At 61.1% G+C, this 25,342-nt stretch carries 23 protein-coding genes; 17 read left to right on the plus strand and 6 right to left on the minus strand.

Annotated features, from left to right (window positions below):
• Positions 1–149 precede the first annotated feature (149 nt).
• Positions 150–422: a TfoX/Sxy family protein gene (locus L6D63_RS10455; RefSeq protein ID WP_003228231.1), complete on the plus strand. Its 273-nt coding sequence runs from the start codon at positions 150–152 to the stop codon at positions 420–422.
• Between the two features lie 16 nt (positions 423–438).
• Positions 439–1,239: a Crp/Fnr family transcriptional regulator gene (locus L6D63_RS10460; RefSeq protein ID WP_131671607.1), complete on the plus strand. Its 801-nt coding sequence runs from the start codon at positions 439–441 to the stop codon at positions 1,237–1,239.
• Between the two features lie 226 nt (positions 1,240–1,465).
• Here L6D63_RS10460 and L6D63_RS10465 read toward each other — a convergent pair whose 3' ends face one another.
• From L6D63_RS10465 to L6D63_RS10480, 4 genes are read right to left on the minus strand one after another with little or no spacing between them, the layout of a single operon-like run.
• Complete coding sequence (locus tag L6D63_RS10465; RefSeq protein WP_047296579.1) at positions 1,466–2,317, minus strand: ChaN family lipoprotein; 852 nt, start codon at positions 2,315–2,317, stop codon at positions 1,466–1,468.
• Positions 2,318–2,337: 20 nt separating this feature from the next.
• Positions 2,338–3,105 carry a heme ABC transporter ATP-binding protein gene (locus L6D63_RS10470; RefSeq protein ID WP_131671606.1) on the minus strand — a complete coding sequence of 256 codons (768 nt, stop codon included), beginning with the start codon at positions 3,103–3,105 and terminating at the stop codon, positions 2,338–2,340.
• Positions 3,105–4,088, minus strand: coding sequence for a FecCD family ABC transporter permease (locus tag L6D63_RS10475; RefSeq protein WP_236170332.1), 984 nt, complete (start codon positions 4,086–4,088; stop codon positions 3,105–3,107). The genes L6D63_RS10470 and L6D63_RS10475 overlap by 1 nt, the downstream gene beginning before the upstream one ends.
• Positions 4,089–4,138: 50 nt before the next feature.
• Positions 4,139–5,011, minus strand: coding sequence for a heme/hemin ABC transporter substrate-binding protein (locus L6D63_RS10480; RefSeq protein WP_131671604.1), 873 nt, complete (start codon positions 5,009–5,011; stop codon positions 4,139–4,141).
• Between the two features lie 161 nt (positions 5,012–5,172).
• Between L6D63_RS10480 and L6D63_RS10485 the strand changes: the two genes are divergently transcribed.
• Positions 5,173–5,490 carry a Rieske (2Fe-2S) protein gene (locus L6D63_RS10485; protein WP_121187211.1) on the plus strand — a complete coding sequence of 106 codons (318 nt, stop codon included), beginning with the start codon at positions 5,173–5,175 and terminating at the stop codon, positions 5,488–5,490.
• Here L6D63_RS10485 and sfsA read toward each other — a convergent pair.
• Both sfsA and L6D63_RS10495 read right to left on the minus strand, forming a co-directional pair.
• Entirely contained in the window at positions 5,487–6,200 is a 714-nt protein-coding gene (gene sfsA / locus L6D63_RS10490; protein WP_131671603.1) for a DNA/RNA nuclease SfsA, read from the minus strand. The two genes, L6D63_RS10485 and sfsA, sit on opposite strands and share 4 nt — an antisense overlap.
• Positions 6,200–7,372, minus strand: a complete 1,173-nt coding sequence (locus tag L6D63_RS10495) for a pyridoxal phosphate-dependent aminotransferase (protein ID WP_047296592.1) — start codon at positions 7,370–7,372, stop codon at positions 6,200–6,202. Before L6D63_RS10495 ends, sfsA begins: the two co-directional genes overlap by 1 nt.
• Positions 7,373–7,706: 334 nt before the next feature.
• On the opposite strand from L6D63_RS10495, the gene dksA reads away from it, so the two are divergent.
• The 14 genes from dksA to L6D63_RS10565 all read left to right on the plus strand — a co-directional run bounded on the left by dksA (position 7,707) and on the right by L6D63_RS10565 (position 25,338).
• On the plus strand, positions 7,707–8,150 hold the full coding sequence (gene dksA / locus L6D63_RS10500) for an RNA polymerase-binding protein DksA (protein ID WP_007959616.1): 444 nt from the start codon (positions 7,707–7,709) through the stop codon (positions 8,148–8,150).
• A 190-nt stretch (positions 8,151–8,340) separates the two neighbouring features.
• Complete coding sequence (gene gluQRS / locus L6D63_RS10505) at positions 8,341–9,237, plus strand: tRNA glutamyl-Q(34) synthetase GluQRS (RefSeq protein WP_131671602.1); 897 nt, start codon at positions 8,341–8,343, stop codon at positions 9,235–9,237.
• 77 nt (positions 9,238–9,314) lie between these two features.
• The gene (locus L6D63_RS10510; protein ID WP_003176118.1) at positions 9,315–9,491 is read left to right on the plus strand and encodes a hypothetical protein; all 177 of its coding nucleotides are present in this window, start codon (positions 9,315–9,317) and stop codon (positions 9,489–9,491) included.
• Entirely contained in the window at positions 9,475–12,429 is a 2,955-nt protein-coding gene (locus L6D63_RS10515) for a sensor histidine kinase (RefSeq protein WP_236170325.1), read from the plus strand. Before L6D63_RS10510 ends, L6D63_RS10515 begins: the two co-directional genes overlap by 17 nt.
• A 22-nt stretch (positions 12,430–12,451) precedes the next feature.
• A complete protein-coding gene (locus L6D63_RS10520) occupies positions 12,452–13,888 on the plus strand; it encodes a sigma-54-dependent transcriptional regulator (RefSeq protein ID WP_047296599.1) in 1,437 nt (478 codons plus the stop codon).
• Between the two features lie 734 nt (positions 13,889–14,622).
• Positions 14,623–16,023, plus strand: coding sequence for a polynucleotide adenylyltransferase PcnB (locus L6D63_RS10525; protein WP_041065404.1), 1,401 nt, complete (start codon positions 14,623–14,625; stop codon positions 16,021–16,023).
• Positions 16,024–16,026: 3 nt separating this feature from the next.
• A complete protein-coding gene (gene folK, locus L6D63_RS10530) occupies positions 16,027–16,512 on the plus strand; it encodes a 2-amino-4-hydroxy-6-hydroxymethyldihydropteridine diphosphokinase (protein ID WP_047296601.1) in 486 nt (161 codons plus the stop codon).
• Between the two features lie 453 nt (positions 16,513–16,965).
• The gene (panB, locus tag L6D63_RS10535; RefSeq protein ID WP_095668303.1) at positions 16,966–17,766 is read left to right on the plus strand and encodes a 3-methyl-2-oxobutanoate hydroxymethyltransferase; all 801 of its coding nucleotides are present in this window, start codon (positions 16,966–16,968) and stop codon (positions 17,764–17,766) included.
• A complete protein-coding gene (panC, locus tag L6D63_RS10540; RefSeq protein ID WP_131671601.1) occupies positions 17,763–18,623 on the plus strand; it encodes a pantoate--beta-alanine ligase in 861 nt (286 codons plus the stop codon). The genes panB and panC overlap by 4 nt, the downstream gene beginning before the upstream one ends.
• 199 nt (positions 18,624–18,822) lie before the next feature.
• A complete protein-coding gene (gene panD / locus L6D63_RS10545) occupies positions 18,823–19,203 on the plus strand; it encodes an aspartate 1-decarboxylase (RefSeq protein ID WP_041065393.1) in 381 nt (126 codons plus the stop codon).
• A 230-nt stretch (positions 19,204–19,433) separates the two neighbouring features.
• Positions 19,434–21,098, plus strand: coding sequence for a glucose-6-phosphate isomerase (pgi, locus tag L6D63_RS10550; RefSeq protein ID WP_095668302.1), 1,665 nt, complete (start codon positions 19,434–19,436; stop codon positions 21,096–21,098).
• A 213-nt stretch (positions 21,099–21,311) separates the two neighbouring features.
• On the plus strand, positions 21,312–23,249 hold the full coding sequence (gene acs / locus L6D63_RS10555) for an acetate--CoA ligase (protein ID WP_095668301.1): 1,938 nt from the start codon (positions 21,312–21,314) through the stop codon (positions 23,247–23,249).
• Positions 23,250–23,300: 51 nt separating this feature from the next.
• Entirely contained in the window at positions 23,301–24,173 is an 873-nt protein-coding gene (locus L6D63_RS10560) for an oxygenase MpaB family protein (RefSeq protein WP_131671600.1), read from the plus strand.
• 148 nt (positions 24,174–24,321) lie between these two features.
• Positions 24,322–25,338 (plus strand): class I SAM-dependent rRNA methyltransferase, encoded by a 1,017-nt coding sequence (locus tag L6D63_RS10565; RefSeq protein WP_131671599.1) that lies wholly within the window; start codon positions 24,322–24,324, stop codon positions 25,336–25,338.
• Positions 25,339–25,342 lie beyond the last annotated feature (4 nt).

The following is a 25,342-nucleotide window of genomic DNA, read 5'->3' on the forward strand; positions in this document are numbered from 1 at the left end:
TCCGCATTTCTTCCCTCCTTTCTGCGTTCACAGCTGCCTTCTTAGAAGCGTTTGCGTCTAATCCGACCAAACAACCACGCTTTTCCTACTGATGGCTACACTCCTGAGAAGATCGCCCACGCACCATTCGGCCGTCGCAAGGAGGCTTGATGAATGATGAACTGCAACACCTGAAGAATCTTGGCAAGACGTCGGCGCAATGGCTGCATGCCGTGGGCATCCACAGCGCCTCGGACTTGCGTCGCCTGGGGGCGGTGGACGCCTATCGGGCCGTGCGTACCCGCGGGTTTCGCGCATCAAAGGTGTTGTTGTACGCGATCGAAGGGGCACTGATGGATGTGCACTGGAACGATATCCCGGCCGAACGCAAAGACGCCTTGAACAAGCAGCTCGAAGCCATCTCCTCGCGTCACAAGAACTGACCAGGCGCTGACGACCATGTATCTGCTCGGGGAACAATCGGCATCGATCGATGCGCTGATCAATCGTTTGCAGAGCTTGCCCGCACGCTGGCTGGAAGGGCTTGCGCCATGCGGGCCAGCGTCTGAGCCGGAAATCTCTGACGACCTGATGGCGCAGCTCCCACGCGATCAGCTGTTTCTGCTGACAGAAGGCGTGATCCACGGCTACATCGGTGGCCGTGCGCTGTTTTACTGGCAGGAAGGCGATCTGATCGGCCTGCAGCAAGGTGACGCCTGGACCGATTGCCGACTGCGCAGCGATGGACTATTGCGCTTGCTGCCCTATCGACGAACCGATCTGTTCCGACATTTGTACGCCGAGCCGGAACGGGCTGAGCAATGGCTGGAATATCTGCTGGGGCAGATGGCGCTGCTGGCACACGCGGTGGCCGAACTGAAGCCACGGGAGTTTCGCAGCACCAATGGCTTTAAACGGGTCGAGAGCGGTGACGTGCTGATCCAGCAGGGCGATGCCGCCGATCACGTCTTTGTGATCATCGATGGACATGCCGAAGCGTTTGTTGACGGGCACAAGGTTGGCGACGTGCCCAAGGACGAGATTTTCGGCGCCATGGCCGTGTTCACAGGCGAGCCGCGAAACGCCACGGTCATTGCCCGCGAGCCAAGTACAGTGATGTTGATTCCGGGCGATCAGTTTCTGAGCATGATCCGCAACAATCCGAAGATTGCCCACAGCCTGATCGAGAGCATGGCCCGGCGCATTGGCCAGCTCAACCAGCAAATCACCCAACTGAGTGCGGTGAAAGCTGCGCGTTGAGTCCCCTGTTTCCGGGGCATTCCGGCCATTTGCACGACTAAATCACGCGAATGGAAAAACAGTGGTTGACTCGTTAATGAGAATCGCTATGATTATCACAACTGATCGCGAGATCAGTCGATATTCTGAAAAGCCCTTGGTTCGGACTCTCAGATTATCTCCTCATCAGGCTAATCACGGTTATTTGACCCGGTTTTTACCGGGTCTTTTTTTGCCTGTGGAAAAGTCACTGGCCGAACTGTTTGCGCATCTGTGCGCAGTAATCCTGCGCAGGCGTGGTCGGGGTGTACCAGACGTAATCGGCCATCGCCGCGCTGACCTCGGCGCCCTGTTCGGCCAGCATCAGCACCGTGGGCGCTTGGGCTGCGCCAAGATCAAGCACATGCAGCGGCACGCCAGCATCCTTGCGCGCATGCCAGGCGCCTGCCAACAACATGGCGGGCGCTGGTGCCGCCAGCAAACGTTCGGCCATGCGTCGATCACGTTGTTGCTGAACGCTGAGCATCGCCGGCATCTGCGATTTGAGCAGCAAGCCACAGTGCGAGTCGCTTATCTGCTCAAGCAGCGTGGCTTTTACCGTTGCCGCATTGCTGCGAACGCCGGTCAAGGCCGGCGGCTGACGATAGAACGCGCGGATCTCGCTGTCGTCCAGATTGGCTGCCAGCAACGGATAGGATTGTGTGAGGGCGAAGCGAACGATCGGTCCATAAAGCTTCCAGTCCCAGCCATCCTGCCAGTCCAGAGCGGCGGCAAGATCGGTGGGCCGCGCTGCTGCATGGCGAACCTGATCAACGTTCGGCTGTTGATCAGGCGTAAGCATCTCCAGCAGCAGACTGCCCTGAGGGCGTTGCTCACCCAGCGACCGCAACAGCCACAACTGCGCAGCGTGATGATCGGCATTGTCATGCTGCTCGCCAATGATCACGTGTTGCGCACCGGCCAGACGTGTCAGCAGTTCCTGCGCGGTCAGCACCTGACCGCTGTGCAGATCGCGTATCTCACCGCTGACCGGTGGTGGCGCAGCAACATGCTGACACCCCGCAAGCCACAACACCGCCAACAACCAGATCCCGCGCATGCCATCACCTCGATGAGAAATCAGCGGGCGATGATCAGCGGATGCCCACGCTCCGGGTGCGGCTGCACCAATACTTCGAGACCGAACACCGCTTTGAGCGAGTCCGGTCGCAAAACTTGCTGCGGCGTATCCAGCGCCACCGGGCGCCCGCCTTCAAGCAGCAACACCCGATCACAATAGCGCGCCGCCAGATTCAGATCATGCAGGATGACGAGCACCGCCGCACCGCGATCGGCAAACTCGCGTACTGCCTGCAGCGTGGTGTGTTGATGCAAGGGATCGAGCATCGAGGTCGGCTCGTCCAGCAACAGGGTTTGCCCGGCCTGACCCGGCCATAACTGCGCCAAAACCCGCGCCAGATGCACGCGTTGGCGCTCGCCACCCGACAGCGCCAGATAACTGCGCCCGCTCAGGTGCCCGGCATCCGCAGCGTCCAGCGCTGCCGCAATGATTTCGTCGTCGCGCACCCGACCACTTTGATACGGCAAGCGGCCCATGCCGACCACTTCATCCACACGAAAGGCAAAATCCAGCGTCGAGACCTGCGGCAACACCGCCAGACGCTGGGCGCGTTGCGTACCTGTCCAGTGATTCAGCGCCTTGCCGTCGAGCAACACCTCGCCTTCACTCGCCGTCAGCTCACCGCACAAGGCACCGAGCAAGGTGCTTTTGCCGGCACCGTTCGGACCGAGCACACCCAGCACCTCACCGGGCTCCAGTTGCAGGGTGACGTCGCTGAGGACGGTCTTGCGCCCGCGACGGATGTGCAGATTGTGTGCACACAGCATCAGGCACGTCCTCGCAGCAGCAGATAAAGGAAGAATGGCGCGCCGATAAACGCCGTGACAATACCGATCGGCAACTCCGCCGGCGCCAGTGCCAGCCGCGCCACCAGATCCGCCAGCAACAGCAGGCTCGCACCCGCCAGTACCGACGCCGGCAACAGCACCCGGTGATCGGGCCCGGCCAATAAACGCACCAGATGCGGCACCACCAGCCCGACGAAACCGATCATCCCCGCCGCCGCTACCGCTGCGCCAACACCCAACGCTGTGCAGAACACCAGTTCACGCTTGAGCCGTTCGACATCGATCCCCAGATGCCCTGCTTCGGACTCACCCAGCAACAACGCATTCAGCGCCTTGGCACGACGCGGCAACCACAGCGCAACACCGGCGCTGATGATCAGCAACGGCCACAAACGCGCGTAACTGGCACCATTGAGGCTGCCCAGATTCCAGAAAGTCAGCGTGCGCAGGGTCGCGTCATCCGCCAGATAGGTGAACAACCCGACTGCCGAGCTGGCCAGCGCCGTCAGCGCGATCCCCGCCAGCAGCATGGTCGCGACGTGAGTCTGGCCGTTGCGCCGTCCGAGCCGATAGACCAGCGCCGTTACCCCCAACCCGCCGAGAAACGCGCACGCCGACAACAAATACGGCCCGAACCACTCTGGCAAACCGCCAAAAAACGTACCGCCGACAATAGCTACAGCCGCACCAAGCGCCGCACCGCTGGAGACTCCGACCAACCCGGGATCGGCCAGCGGATTGCGAAACAAACCTTGCATCGCCACACCGGACAGCGCCAGTACGCCGCCGACGGCCAGGCCGAGCAAGGTCCGCGGCAGACGGATCTGCCCGAGAATCAGCTCAGCCTGCTCCAGACCGTCCGGCGCCAGCGGCACACCGAGCATGCGCAGAGCCGCGCGCAACGTATCGAACAGCGGCAGGCTCACCGGCCCCAGCGCCAACGACAGCCAGATGGCCAGCAAACACAGGAGCGTCAGCCCGATAAACACGCTGCGTGGTTTGACCAGTACGGTCATTGGCCGCTCGCAGTCGGGTAGAGGCCGTCAGACAAACCCTTCAACGCCGCCGGTAAACGCGGCCCGAGCCCGCCGACCAGCAGCGTCGGATCCAGCTCCAGTACCCGTCCGGTCTTGGCCGCACGGCTTGAATTGAGGATGGGGTTTTCCTTGAACAACGCCGCTTTTGCCGCCTCACCGCTCAACGCGCGATCCGCCAACACCAGCACCTCAGGATCAAGCCCGGCCAGCGACTCCACGGAGAACGGCTTGTAACCGGTATGCGTTGCCAGGTTATGTCCGCCGGCCCGTTGCAGCAGCCAGTCGGCGACAGTGTCCTTGCCGGCAATCAATGGTTTACCGCCGGCATGTCCGATCAGCACCAGCACACCGGGCGCCTTGTGCCGGGTCTGCAACTCGGCGACTCGCGCCTTCTGCATGGCGAGCTGCTGTTGATAACTTTCCAGCAACTGCGTCGCCTGGGCTTGCGCGCCGAGCAACTGCCCGAGATGCGTGAGGTTTTTTTCCAGCGTCGGCAGATCCGGCTGCGCCGAGAACAGTTCGACCTGCACCTTGGCGCTCCTTACCTGAGCGATCACCGGTGGCGGGCCCATTTCTTCGCTGCCGATAAGGATGTCCGGGCGCAGGCTGAGAATGCCCTCTGCCGACAGGCTGCGTTGATAGCCGATACTTGGCAGTTTCTTCAGCGACTCGGGATGCTGGCTGGTGGTGTCGACGCCGACCAGTTTCGACTCGCCGCCCAACGCACTGACCCACTCCGAAAGCGCGCCACCGGCACTGACCCAACGCTGTGGCAAGTCGGCAGCTGTCACCTGAAGGCTGGCGAACAGTCCGACACACAGCACAGCAACGCGGATAATCAGGCGCATACGCAGCTTTCCTTGAACAGTTTCCCGGGCAGCGAACCGGCAGGCCAAGTATCCTTGGCGGCAGCCGCGCACAGTGGGCGAAGGCGGCCATTTGATAATTGTTTGCATTTAAACGTCAAGCTCGGACATTTCCTGAAACGAGCCGACAGTTGAGGATAGTCATGAAGTTTTTGTGCGCGGGCGCCGATCTCGCCGAGGCCGGCAGCCGTGGGTTCGACATCCACGGCAACAAACTGTTTGCCGTGCGCCGCAATGGTCAGGCCTATGTTTATCTCAACCGTTGCCCGCATCGTGGCGTCGGCCTGGAATGGCACCCCGACCAGTTTCTCGACCCGAGCAACAGCCTGATCCAGTGCGCCATCCACGGCGCACTGTTCCTGATCGAGGATGGCGAATGCGTCGCCGGCCCCTGCGCCGGGCAATCCCTGATCGCCATCCCCTGCCGCGAGGACGCCCAAGGGGTGTGGATCGATGTTTAACCGTTGAGCAACACGTCCAGCCGCCGGTCGATCACCATTTCTTCGTGGTTCAAGCGCACGCCGTAGGCCAGCACTTCAACTCCGCATGCCACCGCCTCGCGCAGGGCATCGGCGTACGCCGCATCGATTTCCTCGGCCGGACGCACTGCGTCAATCCCGCTGAGATTAACGCAATACAGCTGCACCGCCCGAATGCCGTCACGGGCCAGATGCGCCAGTTCACGCAGATGCTTGGCGCCGCGCTGGGTCACCGCATCGGGAAACGCCGCGACATTCGTTCCGTCGAATCCCAGCGTGACACTTTTCACTTCCACGTAGGCCGGGCCGCTCGGGTACTCGAGGCGGAAATCGATGCGGCTCTTTTCCTGGCCGTACGCCACTTCACGTTTAAGCGCCGTAAAGCCGCTCAACTCGTTGATGACTCCCGCCTGCAGCGCCTCTTCCACCAGTGCGTTGGCACGGCCGGTGTTCACGCAAAACAGCCGGCCCTGCGGGGTTTCGCCAATTTCCCAGGTGCCGGGCAGCTTGCGTTTCGGGTCGTTGGAGCGACTGAACCACACCTGTCCGCCCTCAACCTGGCAGTTGAGCATCGAACCGGTGTTCGGGCAGTGAAGGGTCAACAGCTCGCCATTGACCGTTTCAACATCAGCCAGAAAACGTTTATAGCGGCGAATCAGCCGCGCCTCTTCCAGAGCCGGATAAAAACGCATCAGCCTTGCCAGCTCTTCAAGCCACGAGCGATGCGTTCCACCGCTTCCTGTAAGCGTGGGAGGTTTTGCGTGTAAGCAAAACGCACATGATGGCCCGCTTGATAACGACCGAAATCCAGCCCCGGGGTAAAGGCAACGTGCTCGGTTTCGAGGAAATGCCGGCAGAACGCGAAGGCATCACCGCCGAACTGGCTGATATCGGCATACAAGTAGAACGCACCTTCAGGTTCGACGGCGATATTGAAACCCAACTCGCGCAACGCCGGCAGGAGGAAGTCGCGACGGCGGCCAAATTCGGCGCGGCGCTCTTCGAGAATGCTGATGGTGTCCGACTCGAAACAGGCCAGTGCGGCATGCTGCGCCATGCTCGGCGCGCTGATATAGAGATTCTGCGCGAGTTTTTCCAGCTCACTGACGGCCGCATCCGGTGCCACCAGCCAGCCGAGACGCCAACCGGTCATGCCGAAATATTTGGAGAAGCTGTTGAGGACAAAGGCGCTGTCATCGACTTCCAGCACGCTGGCGGCATCGGTGCCGTAAGTCAGGCCATGATAAATCTCGTCCACCACCAGATGGCCGTGCCGCGCCTTGATCGCTGTGGATAATCCGGCCAGTTCGTCGCGGGTCAGGAGGGTGCCGGTCGGATTGGCAGGCGAAGCCACCAACGCACCAACGCTGTCGTGATCCCAATGCCGCGCCACCAGATCCGGGGTCAGTTGATAGCGCACCTCCGGCCCGACCGGAACCAGTTGTGCCGCGCCTTCAACCAGACGCAGGAAGTGCCGGTTGCACGGGTAGCCCGGATCCGCCAGCAGCCAGTGTTTGCCCGGATCGACCAGCAAGGCGCTGGCCAGCAACAGCGCGCCGGAGCCACCCGGCGTGATCAGGATCCTTCGCGGATCAATGTTCAAGCCGTAGCGCGTTTGATAAAACCCGGAGATCGCTTCGCGCAATTGAGGAATGCCCCGCGCCGCGGTGTAGCGAGTCTTGCCCGCCGTCAGCGCCGCTTGCCCGGCGCGGATGATCGGTTCGGCTGTGGTGAAGTCCGGCTCGCCGATTTCCAGGTGGATCACATCGTGACCTTCGGCCTGCAGTTCATTGGCCCGCGCCAGCAGCGCCATCACATGGAACGGTTCGATCGCACGACTGCGCGCACTGTAGGGCTGAGCCATTGGTTTTCCTTCGACGGGGAAAAAGAGACGATTCTACCTGTCTGCCGGAACGAGCGAGAACCCGTCGCGGTCACAGCCTCAAGAACGCTGGACTGTAACGATATGCGCGTACGCTCCAGGATTGACTAAAATCAGAGATTGATCAGGCCTCCATCACTGTCAGACATGACTTGCCAAACTTCTGCAAGCGCCGCCCGCCGGGGCCTCGACATCCGGGAGTAGCGCAGGCCGAATTGATCTGGTAAGTTCGCCCGCTTGCAGCCGCAGGGCCGGCAGGTGTCGGTGATGGAGCAATCCTGCGCAATGGATTACAAGAGTAGAGGCGGTCCATTTCATGCCCACCCAAGCAAAGCAACAGGCAAGTCAGACACTCAGCGGTTTCGAACCCTACGTCCCGAAAGCGGGCGAAGAGTACATGGGCGCTCCAATGCGCGCGCACTTCACCAAGATCCTGACCAAGTGGAAACTGGACTTGATGCAGGAAGTCGACCGCACTGTTGATCACATGAAAGACGAAGCGGCCAACTTTCCTGATCCGGCCGATCGTGCCAGTCAGGAAGAAGAGTTCGCCCTCGAGCTGCGCGCCCGCGACCGCGAGCGCAAACTGATCAAGAAGATCGACAAGACCCTGCAACTGATCGAAGACGAAGAGTACGGCTGGTGCGACTCTTGCGGGATCGAGATCGGCGTCAAGCGTCTTGAAGCCCGTCCGACTGCCGACATGTGCGTCGACTGCAAGAACCTGGCGGAAATCAAGGAAAAGCAGGTCGGCAAGTAATCTCGACCTGAACGAAAAACGGAGCGTGCGAACGCTCCGTTTTTGTTTCTGCCTTTTGCCCTTGTGGGAGCGAGCCTGCTCGCGAAAGCGGTGTGTCATTCAACATTTAATCGTCTGACATCAAGCTTTCGCGAGCAGGCTCGCTCCCACCCGTTGACCTGCGTATCGCCTGAAAAGTAGCTTCGTTTCCATGACAGCCAAAATCTCCCCCGCCTACATCGGCCGCTTCGCCCCCACCCCCAGTGGCCACCTGCACTTCGGCTCACTGGTGGCGGCGCTCGCTTCTTATCTGGATGCCCGCTCGGTGAATGGCCGCTGGCTGGTGCGCATGGAAGATCTCGATCCGCCCCGCGAAGAACCGGGCGCGCAGGCGGCGATTCTCAAGGCGCTGGAAAGTTACGGCTTCGAGTGGGACGGTGAGATGGTACGCCAGAGTGACCGCCACGCCGCCTACGCCGAAGTGCTCGACAGCCTGTTCAACCATGGCCTGGCCTACGCCTGCACCTGCTCGCGCAAGCAGCTGGAGCCGTATCACGGGATTTATCCGGGCTTGTGCCGCAATGCCGGTCATGGACAGCAAGATGCGGCGATCCGCCTGCGCGTGCCGGAACTGGAATACCACTTTATCGATCGGGTGCAGGGCGAGTTGCGCCAGCATCTGGGCCGTGAAGTGGGAGATTTCGTGATTCGCCGCCGCGACGGTCTCTACGCCTACCAACTGGCGGTGGTGCTGGATGACGCCTGGCAAGGCATCACCGACATCGTGCGCGGTGCCGACCTGCTCGACTCCACGCCACGCCAGCTCTACCTGCAAGAACTGCTGGGCCTGCGTCAGCCGCGCTATCTGCACCTGCCACTGATTACGCAGCCGGACGGCAACAAGCTCGGCAAATCCTACCGTTCGCCGCCGCTTGAGGCCGATCAGGCCACGCCGCTGCTGTTGCGAGCCTTGCGTGCGCTGGGGCAAAACCCCGGTGCCGAACTGGCCCATGCCACGCCCGAGGAATTGCTCAAATGGGGCGCAGCCCACTGGGATGCATCGAAGATCCCGCGCACACTGACGTTGCCCGAGGCGCAACTGCAATGACGACACTTGCAGTGGCGCGCCCATCCGTTACCATCGCCGCACGTTTTCGGGCACGCGCATAAAAAAGAGAGGCCGGGATGTACATCTATCGCTTGGTCCTGCTTCTGGTCGTGGGAATCTATCTGTTTTCGCCAGCCATCATGGATTGGTGGATCGACGCCACGGGCGCCTGGTATCGGCCGTATCTGCTGTGGTTGATCCTGATTGTCGTGACCTTCATCCTGCAGAGCCAAAAAGATGCCGATGAGCTTTAGCCTGACCCAGATGATCCTGATCAGCGCCGCGTACCTGGCGGTGCTGTTCGGCGTTGCCTGGATCAGCGAACGGGGCATGATCCCGCGGGCGATCATTCGCCACCCGCTGACCTACACCCTGTCGCTGGGGGTCTACGCCAGTGCCTGGGCGTTTTACGGCACGGTGGGGCTGGCCTATCAGTATGGCTACGGCTTTCTGTCCAGCTACCTCGGGGTGTCTGGTGCGTTTCTGCTCGCACCGGTGCTGCTGTATCCGATCCTGAAAATCACCCGCACCTATCAATTGTCGTCGCTGGCGGATCTGTTCGCGTTCCGCTTTCGCAGCACCTGGGCCGGCGCGCTGACCACGATCTTCATGTTGATCGGCGTGCTGCCGCTGCTGGCGTTGCAGATTCAGGCGGTAGCCGATTCGATTGGCATCCTCACTGGCGAGCCGATCCAGAGCCGCGTCGCGCTGGCGTTCTGTGCGCTGATCATTCTGTTCACGATTTTCTTCGGTTCCCGGCATATCGCCACTCGCGAGAAACACGAAGGGCTGGTGTTCGCGATTGCCTTCGAATCGGTGATCAAACTGATCGCCCTCGGCGGCGTCGGTCTGTATGCGCTGTACGGCGTGTTCGATGGCCCGCAACAACTCGAACTGTGGCTGCTGCAAAACCAGACCGCCCTCGCCGCCCTGCACACGCCGCTGCAGGAAGGACCATGGCGCACGCTGTTACTGGTGTTTTTCGCCTCGGCGATCGTGATGCCGCACATGTATCACATGACCTTTACCGAGAACCTCAACCCGCGCTCGCTGGTCAGCGCCAGCTGGGGCCTGCCGCTGTTCCTGTTGCTGATGAGCCTGGCGGTGCCGTTGATCCTGTGGGCCGGCCTGAAGCTCGGCGCCACCACCGACCCGGAATATTTCACCCTCGGCATCGGCATCGCCGCCAACAGCAAACCGCTGGCCTTGCTGGCGTACGTCGGCGGGCTATCGGCCGCCAGTGGCCTGATCATCGTCACCACCCTGGCCCTGTCGGGCATGGCGCTGAACCACCTGGTGCTGCCGCTCTATCAGCCGCCGGCCGAAGGCAACATCTATCGCTGGCTGAAGTGGACGCGTCGGGCGCTGATCGTCGCGATCATCATGGCCGGTTTCTGCTTCTACCTGATGCTCGGCGCCGGGCAGGATCTGGCCAACCTCGGCATCGTCGCTTTCGTCGCCACGCTGCAGTTCCTGCCCGGCGTGCTTTCGGTGCTGTACTGGCCGACCGCCAACCGGCGCGGCTTTATCGCCGGCCTGCTGGCGGGGATTGTGGTGTGGGTGGTGACCATGCTGTTGCCACTGGTCGGCAATCTGCAGGGTTTCTACATTCCCCTGCTGAACATGATTTACGTGCTGGACGACACCAGTTGGCACATGGCGGCGATCGCCTCGCTGGCAGCCAACGTATTGATGTTCACCCTGATCTCGCTGTTCACCAACGCCAGCCTCGAAGAAGCCAGCGCCGCCGAAGCCTGCGCGGTGGATAACGTGCGTCGTCCGCAACGCCGCGAACTGCATGCTGCTTCGCCCCAGGAGTTCGCCACGCAACTGGCCAAACCGCTGGGCGCCAAGGCGGCGCAGAAAGAAGTCGAGCAGGCCCTGCGCGACCTCTATCTGCCGTTCGACGAGCGCCGTCCTTATGCCTTGCGCCGCTTGCGCGACCGCATCGAAGCCAACCTCTCCGGCCTGATGGGCCCGAGCGTGGCGCAGGACATGGTCGAAACCTTCCTGCCGTACAAGGCCGGCGGCGAAAACTATGTGACCGAAGACATCCACTTCATCGAAAGCCGCCTCGAGGATTACCACTCGCGCCTCACCGGACTGGCCGCCGAACTCGACGCCCTGCGCCGCTACCACCGCCAGACCTTGCAGGAGTTGCCGATGGGCGTCTGCTCGCTGGCCAAGGATCAAGAGATCCTGATGTGGAACAAGGCCATGGAAGAACTCACCGGCATCGCTGCGCAACGGGTGGTCGGTTCACGCCTGAGCACCATCGCCGATCCGTGGAAGCCATTGCTGCAAGGCTTCATCAACCTGCCCGACGAGCACTTGCACAAGCAGCACCTGGCTCTCGACGGCCAGACCCGCTGGCTCAATCTGCACAAAGCGGCGATCGACGAACCGTTGGCGCCGGGCAACAGTGGTCTGGTGCTGTTGGTGGAAGACCTGACCGAAACGCAGATGCTCGAAGACAAACTGGTGCACTCCGAGCGCCTGGCGAGCATCGGTCGACTGGCGGCGGGTGTGGCCCATGAAATCGGCAACCCGATCACCGGCATCGCCTGTCTGGCGCAGAACCTGCGCGAAGAGCGCGAAGAAGACGGCGAACTGACGGAAATCAGCGGGCAGATCCTCGAACAGACCAAGCGCGTGTCGCGCATCGTGCAGTCGCTGATGAGCTTTGCCCACGCCGGCAGCCATCAGCACAGCGACGAACCGGTTTGTCTGGCCGAAGTCGCGCAGGATGCCATCGGTCTGCTGGCGCTGAACCGACGCAACTTCGAAGTGCAGTTCTACAACCTGTGCGATCCGGATCACTGGGTCGAAGGCGATCCGCAGCGGCTCGCCCAAGTGCTGATCAATCTGCTCTCCAACGCCCGTGATGCCTCGCCTGCGGGCAGCGCCGTGCGGGTCAAGAGTGAAGCCGGCGAACACACGGTCGATCTGATCGTCGAAGACGAAGGCAGTGGTATTCCGCAGAACATCATGGACCGATTGTTCGAACCTTTCTTCACCACCAAGGACCCGGGTGAAGGTACCGGTCTGGGCCTTGCACTGGTCTATTCCATCGTTGAAGAGCATTATGGACAAATCACCATCGACAGCCCGGCTGATGTACAGAGCCAGCGCGGCACCCGAATCCGGGTGACCTTACCGCGTCATGTCGAAGCGACGTCCGCTGTGAACTGAGACCGTCGAGAGTATCGAATCAATGCCGCACATTTTGATCGTCGAAGACGAAACCATTATCCGCTCCGCCTTGCGCCGCCTGCTGGAACGCAACCAGTACCAGGTCAGCGAAGCCGGTTCAGTGCAGGAAGCACAAGAACGCTTCAGTATTCCCACATTCGATCTGATCGTCAGCGACCTGCGCCTGCCTGGCGCCCCCGGCACCGAGCTGATCAAGCTCGGCCAGGGCAAACCGGTGCTGATCATGACCAGCTACGCCAGCCTGCGCTCGGCGGTCGACTCGATGAAGATGGGCGCGGTGGACTACATCGCCAAACCTTTCGATCACGATGAAATGCTTCAGGCGGTTGCGCGGATCCTGCGTGATCACCAGTCGGCGCCTGCCGCCGGCGAAACGCTTGCCGGCAAACCGAGCAGTGGCAGCGGCAAATCGTCTGTCGACAACAGCAACGGCGAGATCGGCATCATCGGCTCGTGCCCGCCGATGCAGGACCTGTACAGCAAGATCCGCAAAGTCGCGCCGACCGATTCCAATGTCCTGATCCAGGGCGAGTCCGGCACCGGTAAAGAACTGGTGGCCCGCGCCCTGCACAACCTGTCCAAGCGTGCCAAGGCACCGATGATTTCGGTGAACTGCGCGGCCATCCCGGAAAGCCTGATCGAGTCCGAACTGTTCGGCCACGAAAAAGGTGCGTTTACTGGCGCCAGCGCCGGGCGCGCCGGTCTGGTGGAAGCGGCGGATGGCGGCACGCTGTTCCTCGACGAGATCGGCGAACTGCCGCTGGAAGCCCAGGCTCGTCTGCTGCGTGTGCTGCAGGAAGGCGAGATTCGCCGCGTGGGTTCGGTGCAGTCGCAGAAGGTCGATGTGCGTTTGATCGCCGCGACCCACCGTGACCTCAAGAGCCTGGCGAAAATCGGCCAGTTCCGTGAAGACCTGTATTACCGCCTGCACGTGATTGCCCTGAAATTGCCGGCGTTGCGCGAACGTGGCGCCGACGTCAACGAAATCGCCACGGCGTTTCTCGCCCGCCAGAGTGCGCGCATCAACCGTACCGACCTGAAATTTGCCGCCGACGCCGAACAGGCCATCCGGCATTATTCCTGGCCGGGTAACGTGCGAGAGCTGGAGAACGCGGTAGAGCGCGCGGTGATTCTGAGCGAAAGCCCGGAAATCTCTGCCGACCTGCTGGGCATCGACATTGAGCTGAGCGACCTGGAAGACGACGAGTTCATCGGCTTGCCCGCGCAAACCGCGGGTAACACCAGCAACAGCAGCCATGAGCCGACGGAAGACCTGTCGCTGGAAGACTACTTCCAGCACTTCGTTCTTGAGCATCAGGACCACATGACCGAGACCGAGCTGGCGCGCAAACTGGGCGTCAGCCGCAAGTGCCTGTGGGAACGCCGTCAGCGCCTGGGCATTCCACGGCGCAAGACCGGGGTCACCAGCGAGAGCTGAACGTTACCTGTAGAGTGTGCGGGTAACGCTTGAAGACGTGAAAAAACTGTTACCTCAGCTTTTTCACGTAACAGAAGCCGGGGTTATCGGTAACGAAACCCCGGCTTTTTTTCGCCCCGAGAAAACCGTTATATCGACCTAACCCCTTGTTTTATTGGGCTTGGCAAAAGTTGGCACGGCACCTGCTATATGTTTGGTACAAGAACAATAACAAGCAATGCACAAGACAATAAAAATAAGACGAATCGACTCACGCACAATAAAAACAAGACGGCGAGAGGCGCAGCTAACTGATTCTTTTGGAGAGGCGTTGTATTTGGGGCTAGCCCCACGACCAGGCCGAGAACAACAAAAACTGTCCTAAGACAGAGCCTGTACTGGTTGGATCGCAAGATCACTGCAACACAGCGACCAAAGCAATCCGTTTGCTCTTGACTCCCGATTGGGAGGGTCATGAAGGAAAAGCTTCATGACGAGGGCACTCAACAAAAACAAGAAGCCCGAATCAATAATAAAAAGAGCACGCAACTACTTCTTGGGGAGCTTCGGCTCCCCTTGTAGTTTCTGTCTTTCGGCAAAAACCTCCGTTTCGACCCTGCCCGATGCCTGTAGCCTGCGGCTTGCAGCGCAAATCTGCTGCGTCCTACACCATCCCCCGACTAAATGCTAGAATCTGCGCCCATCATGCGGTCATTCTTTGGTATGGCCGAACATTCCTTCAAACAGTGCATCCCATGCTGAAGAAGCTGTTCCAGTCATTCCGAACACCCGTGCGTCGTACGCAACACATCCGCAGCACTCCTGAAGTGCTCAACAGCGGCCAACATTCGCTGCAAAAGGGGCAATTCAGCCGCTATGCGGTGAATATCGTCGAACGCTTGCAGGGCGCCGGTTACCAGGCCTATCTGGTCGGCGGTTGCGTGCGTGACATGCTCCTGGGCATCACGCCCAAGGATTTCGACGTCGCCACCAGCGCTACCCCCGAGCAAGTCCGAGCCGAATTCCGCAATGCGCGGATCATCGGTCGCCGCTTCAAGCTGGTGCATATCCATTTCGGTCGCGAAATCATCGAAGTCGCGACCTTCCGTGCCAATCACCCGGTCAATGAAGACGACGAAGACAGCAACCAGTCTTCGCGCAACGAGAGCGGGCGGATTCTGCGCGACAACGTCTACGGCACTCTGGAAGAAGACGCGCAACGCCGCGACTTCACCATCAACGCTTTGTATTACGATCCGGTCAGTGAGCGCATTCTCGATTACGCCAACGGCGTGCACGACATCCGCAATCACCTGATCCGGTTGATCGGCGATCCGAAGCAGCGTTACCAGGAAGATCCGGTGCGCATGCTGCGGGCCGTGCGTTTCGCTGCCAAGCTGAATTTCGGCATCGAGAAGCACACCGTGCAGCCGATCCGCGACCTGGCGCCGATGCTGCGCGAGATCCCGTCGGCCCGTCTGTTCGAGGAAGTGCTCAAGCTGTTCCTCTCCGGCCACGGCGCGATCACCTTCGAGATGCTGGTCGATCTGCAACTGTTTGCCCCACTGTTCCCGGCCAGTGCCGACGCACTGGAATACAACCCGGAATACACCCACACGTTGATCAGCGAAGCGCTGACCAACACCGACCTGCGCATAAAACAGAACAAACCGGTCACACCGGCGTTCCTGTTTGCCGCCCTGCTGTGGCCTGCCCTGCCGGCCCGCGTATTACGCCTGCAAGAGCGTGGCATGCCGCCGATCCCGGCCATGCAGGAAGCCGCGCATGAGCTGATCGCCGAACAGTGTCAGCGCATCGCCATTCCAAAGCGCTTCACCATGCCGATCCGCGAAATCTGGGACATGCAGGAACGCCTGCCACGCCGCAGCGGCAAACGCGCCGACCTGCTGCTGGACAATCCACGTTTCCGCGCCGGTTACGACTTCCTGCTGCTGCGTGAAAGCGCTGGTGAGGAAACCGACGGCCTGGGCGAATGGTGGACGGATTATCAGGACGCCAACGACAGCGAACGCCGCGACATGATCCGTGATCTCAGCGGCAAAGGTGATGACGCCAGCGGTGCGCCACGCAAACGTCGCCGCAGCAGTGGTTCCAAGCGCAAGCGCGCCGGGGCTTCAAGCTCGACGGGCGAATAAGGCATGGAACGCATCTACATCGGTCTGGGCAGCAACCTCGCTGACCCGGCCGAACAATTGCGCAGCGCGCTCAATGCGCTGGGGCAATTGCCGCAGACTTCCCTTGCTGGTGTTTCGGCGTTCTATCAGAGCGATTCACTGCTGCCGGGGCAACCGCGTTACACCAACGCGGTCGCTGCCCTCGACAGTGATCTCGCGCCGCTCGACCTGCTCGATGCCCTGCAAACCATCGAAAACGATCAAGGTCGGGAGCGCCTGGAGCGCTGGGGGCCGCGTACGCTGGATCTGGATATCCTGTTGTTCGGTGATCGCCTGATCGACGAGCCGCGCCTGAAAGTCCCGCACTACCAGATTCAGGAGCGTGCGTTCGTACTCTATCCTCTGGCCGAACTGGCACCCAAGGATCTGCGCCTGGCCGATGGCCGCACATTGGCTGACCTGCTCGCCGCCTGCCCGTTCGTCGGCCTCGAACGCCTCTCCCACGCCTGACGCAAATCTCCCCCTGTGGATGGGGCCTCTGTGGCGAGGGGATTTATCCCCGATCGGCTGCGCAGCAGTCGCAAAACCGGCTAATACGGTGTGACTGATTAATGCGCCATTTAAGGGCCGCTTCGCAGCCCATCGGGGATAAATCCCCTCGCCACAAAAGCGATGTTCCGTGTTCGCTTTTTGTCGGACAAAAAACCTCCCAATCAGCCCCGCCGTGCCGCTGAATCGCATCAGTAACGCCGGTAACACTCCCCTCGTAACAATGCGGTAACACACGCAATTGACTTCCTAGGTTCTCCTCACGACTATAGGCGTCCCGCTGCCGCCAACCCGGCACATACGGGCGCAATCCAGGCCTTATAAGCACGACAAAAGACCGTGCGCCTGAGTAGACGAAGAATCACGCGCGTTACTCGCAGTAGTTTCCAGAGCGCCTGAACGAGGATTTTTTACATGCCAGCCATCACCCTGACCACGCTCCAGAGCCTCAAGCAGAAAGGTGAAAAGATCACCATGCTGACCTGCTATGACGCGACCTTCGCCCACGCCTGCAACGAGGCCGGTGTCGAAGTGCTGCTGGTGGGCGACTCCCTCGGCATGGTTCTGCAAGGGCACGACAGCACCTTGCCGGTGACCATCGCAGAAATGGCCTATCACACCGCTTGCGTCAAACGCGGCAACACCGACGCCCTGATCCTGGCTGACCTGCCGTTCATGGCCAACGCCACGATCGAGCAAACTTTGACCAACAGCGCCACACTGATGCAGGCCGGCGCGCACATGATCAAGGTTGAAGGTGCATTGTGGCTGGCGGAGTCGATCCGTCTGCTGGCCGAGCGCGGTGTACCGGTCTGCGCACACATGGGCCTGACCCCACAGGCGGTGAACATTCTTGGCGGCTATAAAGTGCAGGGCCGCAACGAGAACCAGGCGCGACAGATGCGTGCCGATGCGATCTCGCTGGAACAGGCTGGGGCCGCCATGCTGCTGCTCGAATGCGTGCCGAGCGAACTGGCGGCGGAAATCAGCCAGGCCGTGAAGATTCCGGTCATCGGGATTGGCGCCGGTAGCGATACCGACGGTCAGGTTCTGGTGCTGCACGACATGCTCGGCCTGTCGATCACGGGTCGCGTACCGAAATTCGTCAAAAACTTCATGCAGGGTCAGGACAGCATCCAGTCCGCCCTGAAGGCCTACGTCAACGAAGTCAAAGGCGTTACGTTCCCAGGCATCGAACACGGATTCTCTGCATGAACACTGTCAAAACCGTACGCGAACTGCGTGCCGCCGTGGCCCGCGCCCGCAGTGAAGGCAAGCGCATCGGCTTCGTGCCGACCATGGGCAACCTGCACAGCGGTCACATTGCGTTGATCACCAAAGCCACTCAGCGCGTGGATTTCGTGGTCGCGAGCATTTTCGTCAACCCGCTGCAGTTCGGCGCCAGCGAAGACCTCGACAAGTACCCGCGCACCCTGGCGGCGGATCAGGAAAAGCTGCTGCAAGCAGGCTGCCATTTGCTGTTCGCCCCGACCGTCGAAGAGATGTACCCCGACGGCATGGCCGGGCAGACCCGGGTCAGCGTGCCGCAACTGTCTGAAGGTCTGTGCGGCGCCAGCCGTCCGGGGCACTTCGAAGGTGTGGCGACCGTGGTCAGCAAGCTGTTCAACATGGTGCAGCCGGACTTGGCGATCTTCGGTCAGAAGGACTTCCAGCAACTGGCGGTGATCCGCGCGCTGGTGCATGACCTGAACATGCCGATCCAGATCATCGGCGAACCGACCGTGCGTGCCGCCGACGGTCTGGCGCTGTCGTCGCGCAACGGCTTCCTCAGCGAAGATCAACGTGCGGTGGCCCCGGTGGTTTATCGGACCCTGAGCGCAATCGCCGAGTCGATCAAGCAAGGCGAGCGCGACTATCCGGCGCTGGTCGCCGCTCAGGTGCAACAGCTGGAGGCCGCCGGCCTGCGCCCGGACTATCTGGAAATCCGCCACGCCCTGACCTTGCGTCCGGCAACGGCTGAAGACCGCGATCTGGTGATTCTGGTAGCCGCGTTCCTCGGCACCACGCGGTTGATCGACAACTTGCATCTGAATCTCGATAGCCCAGCTTAAAAAACAGCGCAATACCCCTGTGGGAGCGAGCCTGCTCGCGAATGCGATCTGTCAGTTGACAACGATGTCGACTGTTCCGACGCTTTCGCGAGCAGGCTCGCTCCCACATTGGTTTCTGGTGTCCACACAGACCATATTGCCGCCCCCAAAGCCTTCGGGCACACTGCCCGCCGTTCGTTTCCAACCCGGGAAATCCCTCATGCAAGCCATCATGCTCAAGGCCAAGCTGCACCGCGCCGAAGTCACTCATGCGGTACTCGATTACGAAGGTTCCTGCGCCATTGATGGCGAGTGGCTGGACTTGTCCGGCATCCGTGAATACGAGCAGATCCAGATTTACAACGTCGACAATGGCGAGCGCTTCACCACCTACGCGATTCGTGGCGAAGAAGGTTCGCGGATGATTTCGGTGAACGGCGCAGCCGCGCATAAAGCCAAAGTCGGCGACCGCGTGATCATTTGCGCCTACGCCCATTACAGCGAAGCGGAGCTGGTCAATTTCAAACCGCGCATGCTGTACATGGCGCCGGGCAATGAGCTGAGCCACACCAGCAACGCGATTCCGGTTCAGCTCGCCTGAGCCGCTTCGACGCGCCACTCCCCTTCCGTTGGTCGGCCCGTTCCCGGTTTTGATGTTAAAAAAGTACAGGGAACAGGTCAGAAGAAGTCAAGACAGATCGCAGCGCGAGGTTTACTGTATTCGCCCTGCGTTGAAAAATCGTGTCGACGCATTTGACCCTCGCCCAACCAGGGCGTATCGGTCTGTTCTGTGTTCAAAAGGCCGTTCAAGTAAAAAGGAAAACCGCAGCGATGGCGTACTACCGCACTCCTCATGACGTTACCGCTCTGCCTGCCTGGCAAGCGTTGAAAGATCACCGCCAAGCCATGCAGGATTTCAGCATGCGCGAGGCCTTCAACGCCGATCCGCAGCGCTTTAATCAATTCACGCTCAGCAGCTGCGGCCTGTTTCTCGATTATTCGAAGAACCTGATCAACGCCGAGACCCGCAACCTGCTGGTGGGCCTGGCCAATGAAGTCGATCTGAAAGGCGCGATCAAAGCGCTGTTCGACGGCGAAATCGTAAACGCCTCCGAAGGCCGCCCGGCGCTGCATACCGCCCTGCGCCGCCCGGTGGGCGACAAGCTGTCGGTCAATGGCGTCAACGTGATGCCGGAAGTTCACAAGGTGCTGAACCAGATCACCGATCTGGTTGGCCGCATCCACGACGGTCTGTGGCGTGGTTACACCGAGAAGCCGATCACTGACGTGGTCAACATCGGCATCGGTGGCTCGTTCCTCGGCCCTGAGCTGGTTTCCGAAGCGTTGCTGTCCTATGCGCAGAAAGGCGTGCGCTGCCATTACCTGGCGAACATCGACGGCAGTGAGTTCCACGAGCTGACGCAGAAGCTGCGCGCCGAAACCACGCTGTTCATCGTTTCGTCGAAATCCTTCAACACCCTCGAGACCCTGAAAAACGCTCAGGCCGCCCGCGCCTGGTATCTGGCGCAGGGCGGCTCGGAAGCCGAGCTGTATCGCCACTTCATCGCGGTATCGAGCAACAACGCGGCGGCCGTCGCGTTCGGCATCCGCGAAGAAAACATCTTCCCGATGTGGGACTGGGTCGGCGGTCGTTACTCGCTGTGGTCGGCCATCGGTCTGCCGATTGCCCTGGCCATCGGCATGTCCAATTTCAAGGAGCTGCTGTCCGGTGCCTTCACCATGGACCAGCATTTCCAGAGCGCACCGTTCGAACAGAACATGCCGGTGCTGCTGGCCTTGCTCGGCGTGTGGTACGGCAACTTCTGGGGCGCGCAAAGCCACGCGATCCTGCCGTACGACCACTACCTGCGCAACATCACCAAGCACTTGCAACAGTTGGACATGGAATCCAACGGCAAGAGCGTGCGTCAGGACGGCACCTCGGTGTCGACCGATACCGGCCCGGTGATCTGGGGCGGCGTCGGCTGTAACGGTCAACACGCGTATCACCAGTTGCTGCACCAGGGCACCCAATTGATCCCGGCCGACTTCATCGTGCCGATCGTCAGCTTCAACCCGGTCTCCGATCACCATCAGTGGCTGTACGCCAACTGCCTGTCGCAGAGCCAGGCGCTGATGCTCGGCAAAACCCTGTCGGAAGCCGAGGCCGAACTGCGCGAAAAAGGCATGAGCGAAGAGCAAGTGCGCAAACTCGCGCCGCACAAGGTGATTCCGGGCAACCGCCCGAGCAACACCCTTGTGGTCGAGCGCATCAGCCCGCGTCGCCTCGGCGCGCTGGTCGCCATGTACGAGCACAAAGTGTTCGTGCAGAGCGTGGTCTGGGGCATCAACGCCTTCGACCAATGGGGCGTGGAACTGGGCAAGGAATTGGGCAAAGGCGTTTACAACCGTCTGGTCGGCAGCGATGAAACCAGCGCTGACGATGCTTCCACCCAAGGCCTGATCAACTACTTCCGCGGTCGTCACCGCGGGTGAGGTGAACGGCTTGCCCACAAATCCTGTGGGCAAGCCATTTCCAATGTGGGAGCGAGCCTGCTCGCGAATTCGGTGTGTCATTCAGCATCTTTGTGGCTGATACAGCGCATTCGCGAGCAGGCTCGCTCCCACAGTTGTTTCAGGGATGACTTGAACCTCCAGGCCGCTCGGCGCATCTTTATTCCTGTCGCACAACAAGAATAAGGAACCGTCATGTTCGATATCAGCACGTTCCCCAAAGCCGATGCCGTCCGCCGGGCTGCGCAGTTGAGTCAGGACGACTACAAGCGCCTGTACCGCGAATCGATTGAACACCCCAGCACCTTCTGGGCCGAACAGGCCACGCGCTTTCTCGACTGGAGCACACCGTGGCAGACCGTTCAGCGCTACGACCTGAAAACCGGTGAAGCAGCCTGGTTTGCCGGCGGCCAACTGAACGTCAGCTACAACTGCATCGACCGCCACCTCGCACAGCGCGGCGAGCAGACCGCGATTCTCTGGGAAGGCGACGACCCTGCCGAATCGGCGCAGATCACTTACAAAAAACTCCACCATCATGTCTGCCGCCTGGCCAACGTCCTGAAAAGCCGCGGCGTGAAAAAAGGCGACCGGGTGTGCATCTACATGCCGATGATCCCCGAGGCGGCCTACGCGATGCTCGCCTGCGCGCGGATCGGCGCGATTCACTCGGTGGTGTTCGGTGGCTTCTCCCCGGACTCCTTGCGCGACCGTATCCTCGACGCCGACTGCCGCACGGTGATCACTGCCGATGAGGGCGTGCGCGGCGGCAAATTCGTACCGCTCAAGCAAAACGTCGACAAGGCCCTGCACAGTTGCCCGGACGTCAGCACCGTCATCGTCGTCGAACGCACTCAAGGCAAGGTCGATTGGGTCGAGGGCCGTGACCTCTGGTATCACCAGGCCGTGCGTGACGTCAGCGATGACTGCCCGCCGGAGCCGATGGACGCCGAAGATCCGCTGTTCATCCTCTACACCTCCGGCAGCACCGGCAAACCCAAGGGCGTGCTGCACACCACCGGTGGCTACCTGCTGCAAGCGGCGATGACCTTCAAGTACGTGCTCGATTACCGCGAGGGCGAAGTGTTCTGGTGCACCGCCGACGTCGGCTGGGTCACCGGCCACAGCTACATCGTCTACGGTCCGCTGGCCAATGGCGCGACCACGCTGATTTTCGAAGGCGTGCCGAGTTATCCGAGCACGTCGCGCTTCTGGCAGGTGATCGACAAACACCAGGTCAACATTTTCTACACCGCGCCGACCGCCCTGCGCGCGCTGATGCGCGAAGGTGCCGGGCCGTTGCAGGAAACGTCGCGCCAAAGCCTCAGATTGCTCGGCAGTGTCGGTGAGCCGATCAACCCGGAAGCGTGGGAATGGTATTTCAACGTGGTCGGTGAACAGCGCTGCCCGATTGTCGATACCTGGTGGCAGACCGAAACCGGCGGCATCATGCTCAGCCCGCTGGTCAGTGCCCAGCGGATCAAACCGGGTTGCGCCACGCAGCCGATGTTCGGCGTGCAACCGGTGCTGCTCGATGAACACGGCAAGGAAATCAAAGGCGCCGGCAGCGGCGTGCTCGCGATCAAGTCGAGTTGGCCGGCGCAGATCCGCAGCGTCTACCGCGACCCGAAACGGATGGTCGACACCTATTTCAAACCCTACCCCGGCTATTACTTCACCGGTGACGGCGCACGCCGCGACGAGGACGGCGATTACTGGATCACCGGGCGCATCGATGACGTGATCAACGTCTCCGGCCACCGCATCGGCACCGCCGAAGTGGAAAGCGCGCTGGTGCTGCACGACAGCATCGCCGAAGCCGCTGTGGTCGGTTACCCGCACGACGTCAAAGGCCAGGGCATCTACGCCTTCGTCACCCCCATGAACGGCGTCGAGCCGAGCGATGAGCTGAAGAAAGAACTGCTGGCCCACGTCAGCAAGGAAATCGGCAGCTTCGCCAAACCGGACCTGATCCAGTGGGCGCCGGCCTTGCCGAAAACCCGCTCGGGCAAGATCATGCGGCGCATCTTGCGCAAGATCGCCTGCAACGAACTCGACAGCCTCGGTGACACCTCGACCCTGGCCGATCCGAGCGTGGTGCAAGGTTTGATCGACAAGCGCCTCAATCAGTAACATCCGTGGCGCGGTCACCCGGCCGCGCCCGTTCATCATCTATGAGTTGTCATGGAATTCATCCGCAGCCGTATCGAAAACCAACTCATGAGCCTGACCGGGCTGTCCCTCGGTCAGCTCGATCTGGAAAACCCCAAGGGCGATCCCGGGCTGTTCGGGCCGGACTCGATCAGTTGGCAAGTGCACGGCGATTTCAGCAGCATGCTGATCGGCGGCATCAGCGCGTTGTTGCTGCAAGCCCTGCACCCGCTGGCGCTGGCCGGGGTCTGGGATCATTCGAATTTTCGTCAGGACATGCTCGGGCGTTTGCGCCGCACCAGTCAATTCGTTTCCGGCACCACCTTCGGCTCGCGCCGCGACGCCGAATGGCTGATCGACAAAGTGCGCACCATTCACCTGCAAGTGGTCGGTATCGCGCCGGACGGCCGACCGTATGCGGCCAGCGATCCGGACCTGCTGACCTGGGTGCACGTAGCCGAGGTCAGCCATTTTCTTGCCGCGCACCTGCGTTACCGCAACCCGCAATTGTCGGGGGCGGATCAGGATCGCTACTACGCAGAAATCGCCGTGGTCGCCGAGCGCCTGGGTGCGCGGGAGGTGCCGAAATCGCGACAGACCGTGGCCGATTATCTGCAACGCCTGCGCCCGCAACTGCTCTGTGATGAGCGCAGCCGCGAAGTCCTGCGCCTGCTGCTCGACGCCCCGGCCCCAAGCGTGCTGGCCCGACCTTTTGGCGACCTGATGATGAAGGCTGGCATCGATCTGCTGCCGGACTGGGCCAGCGCCATGTTCGGCATACGGCAGAATCCGCTGCAACGCCAGCTGATCCGCGCCAGCGTCAAGCGCAGTGCACCGATGCTGCGCTGGGCGATGCGCAATGGTTCGGTGCAGCGGGCCAAACGACGGATGGGTTTGCTGACCTGAAAGCTTCGCGAGCAGGCTCGCTCCCACAGGAGATTGATTTGCAGCATAGATCCTGTGTGGGAGCGAGCCTGCTCGCGAAGGGCACAACTCGATTGCCCGCCAAGCTGCTAAACTCCCGCGCCCCCATTCTCACCAGCAAGGCGCACGCATGTCTTCCTTGAATCAGGCGCTGCGCGCCGCCCTCGATAAACGCCAGGATCTGCTCGCTGAGCTGCACGACCAGGGTACCGATTGCTATCGGCTGTTCCACGGCAGCCAGGAAGGCGCCGGCGGCCTGACCGTCGACCGCTATGGTCCGCAACTGCTGGTGCAGAGCTTTCACCAGACGCTGGAGCGTGACGACCTGCTGCAACTGCACGCCATGGTCAACCAGACCCTGGGGTTTGACACCCTGCTGGTCTACAACGACCGCTCCCGCGGCAACTCGCGGATCGACCGCGAAGACAATGTCTACAAAGCCGATGACGCCGCGCTGGCGGATCTGGTCGGTCACGAATGGGGCCTGAACTATCGCGTGCGCGGGCGGCATGCCGGCCAGGATCCGCTGCTGTTCCTCGACCTGCGCAACACTCGCGGCTGGGTCAAGGATCACGCCAAGGGTAAAAGCGTGCTCAACCTCTTTGCCTACACCTGTGGCGTCGGCCTGAGTGCCGCTGCCGGTGGTGCGCGTGAGGTGTGCAATCTGGATTTCGCCGAAGGCAATCTGGCGGTCGGCCGTGAGAACGGCCTGCTCAACCCGCAATTGCCCGAGATGCAATTTATCCAGTCCGATTATTTCCCGGCGATCCGTCAGCTCGCCGGGCTGCCGATCAGCCAGCGGCGCGGGCAGAAACTGCCGAGCTACCAGCGCCTCGAACAGCGCCAATACGATCTGGTGCTGCTCGATCCTCCGGCTTGGGCCAAGAGCGCATTCGGCACCGTCGACCTGCTGCGCGACTATCAAAGCCTGCTCAAACCGGCGCTGCTGACCACCGCCGACAACGGCGTGCTGATCTGCTGCAACAACCTGGCGAAAGTCAGCATGGACGACTGGCGTGAACAGGTGCTGCGTTGTGCCGAGAAGGCCGGGCGACCGGTCCGCGACTGGAGCGTGATGACCCCGGGCGCCGACTTCCCGTCGCTGGATCAACAGCCACCGCTGAAAACCCTGATCCTGCAGCTGTAACCCC

This window comes from Pseudomonas parakoreensis (assembly GCF_021602155.1).
GTDB classification, from domain to species: domain Bacteria; phylum Pseudomonadota; class Gammaproteobacteria; order Pseudomonadales; family Pseudomonadaceae; genus Aquipseudomonas; species Aquipseudomonas parakoreensis.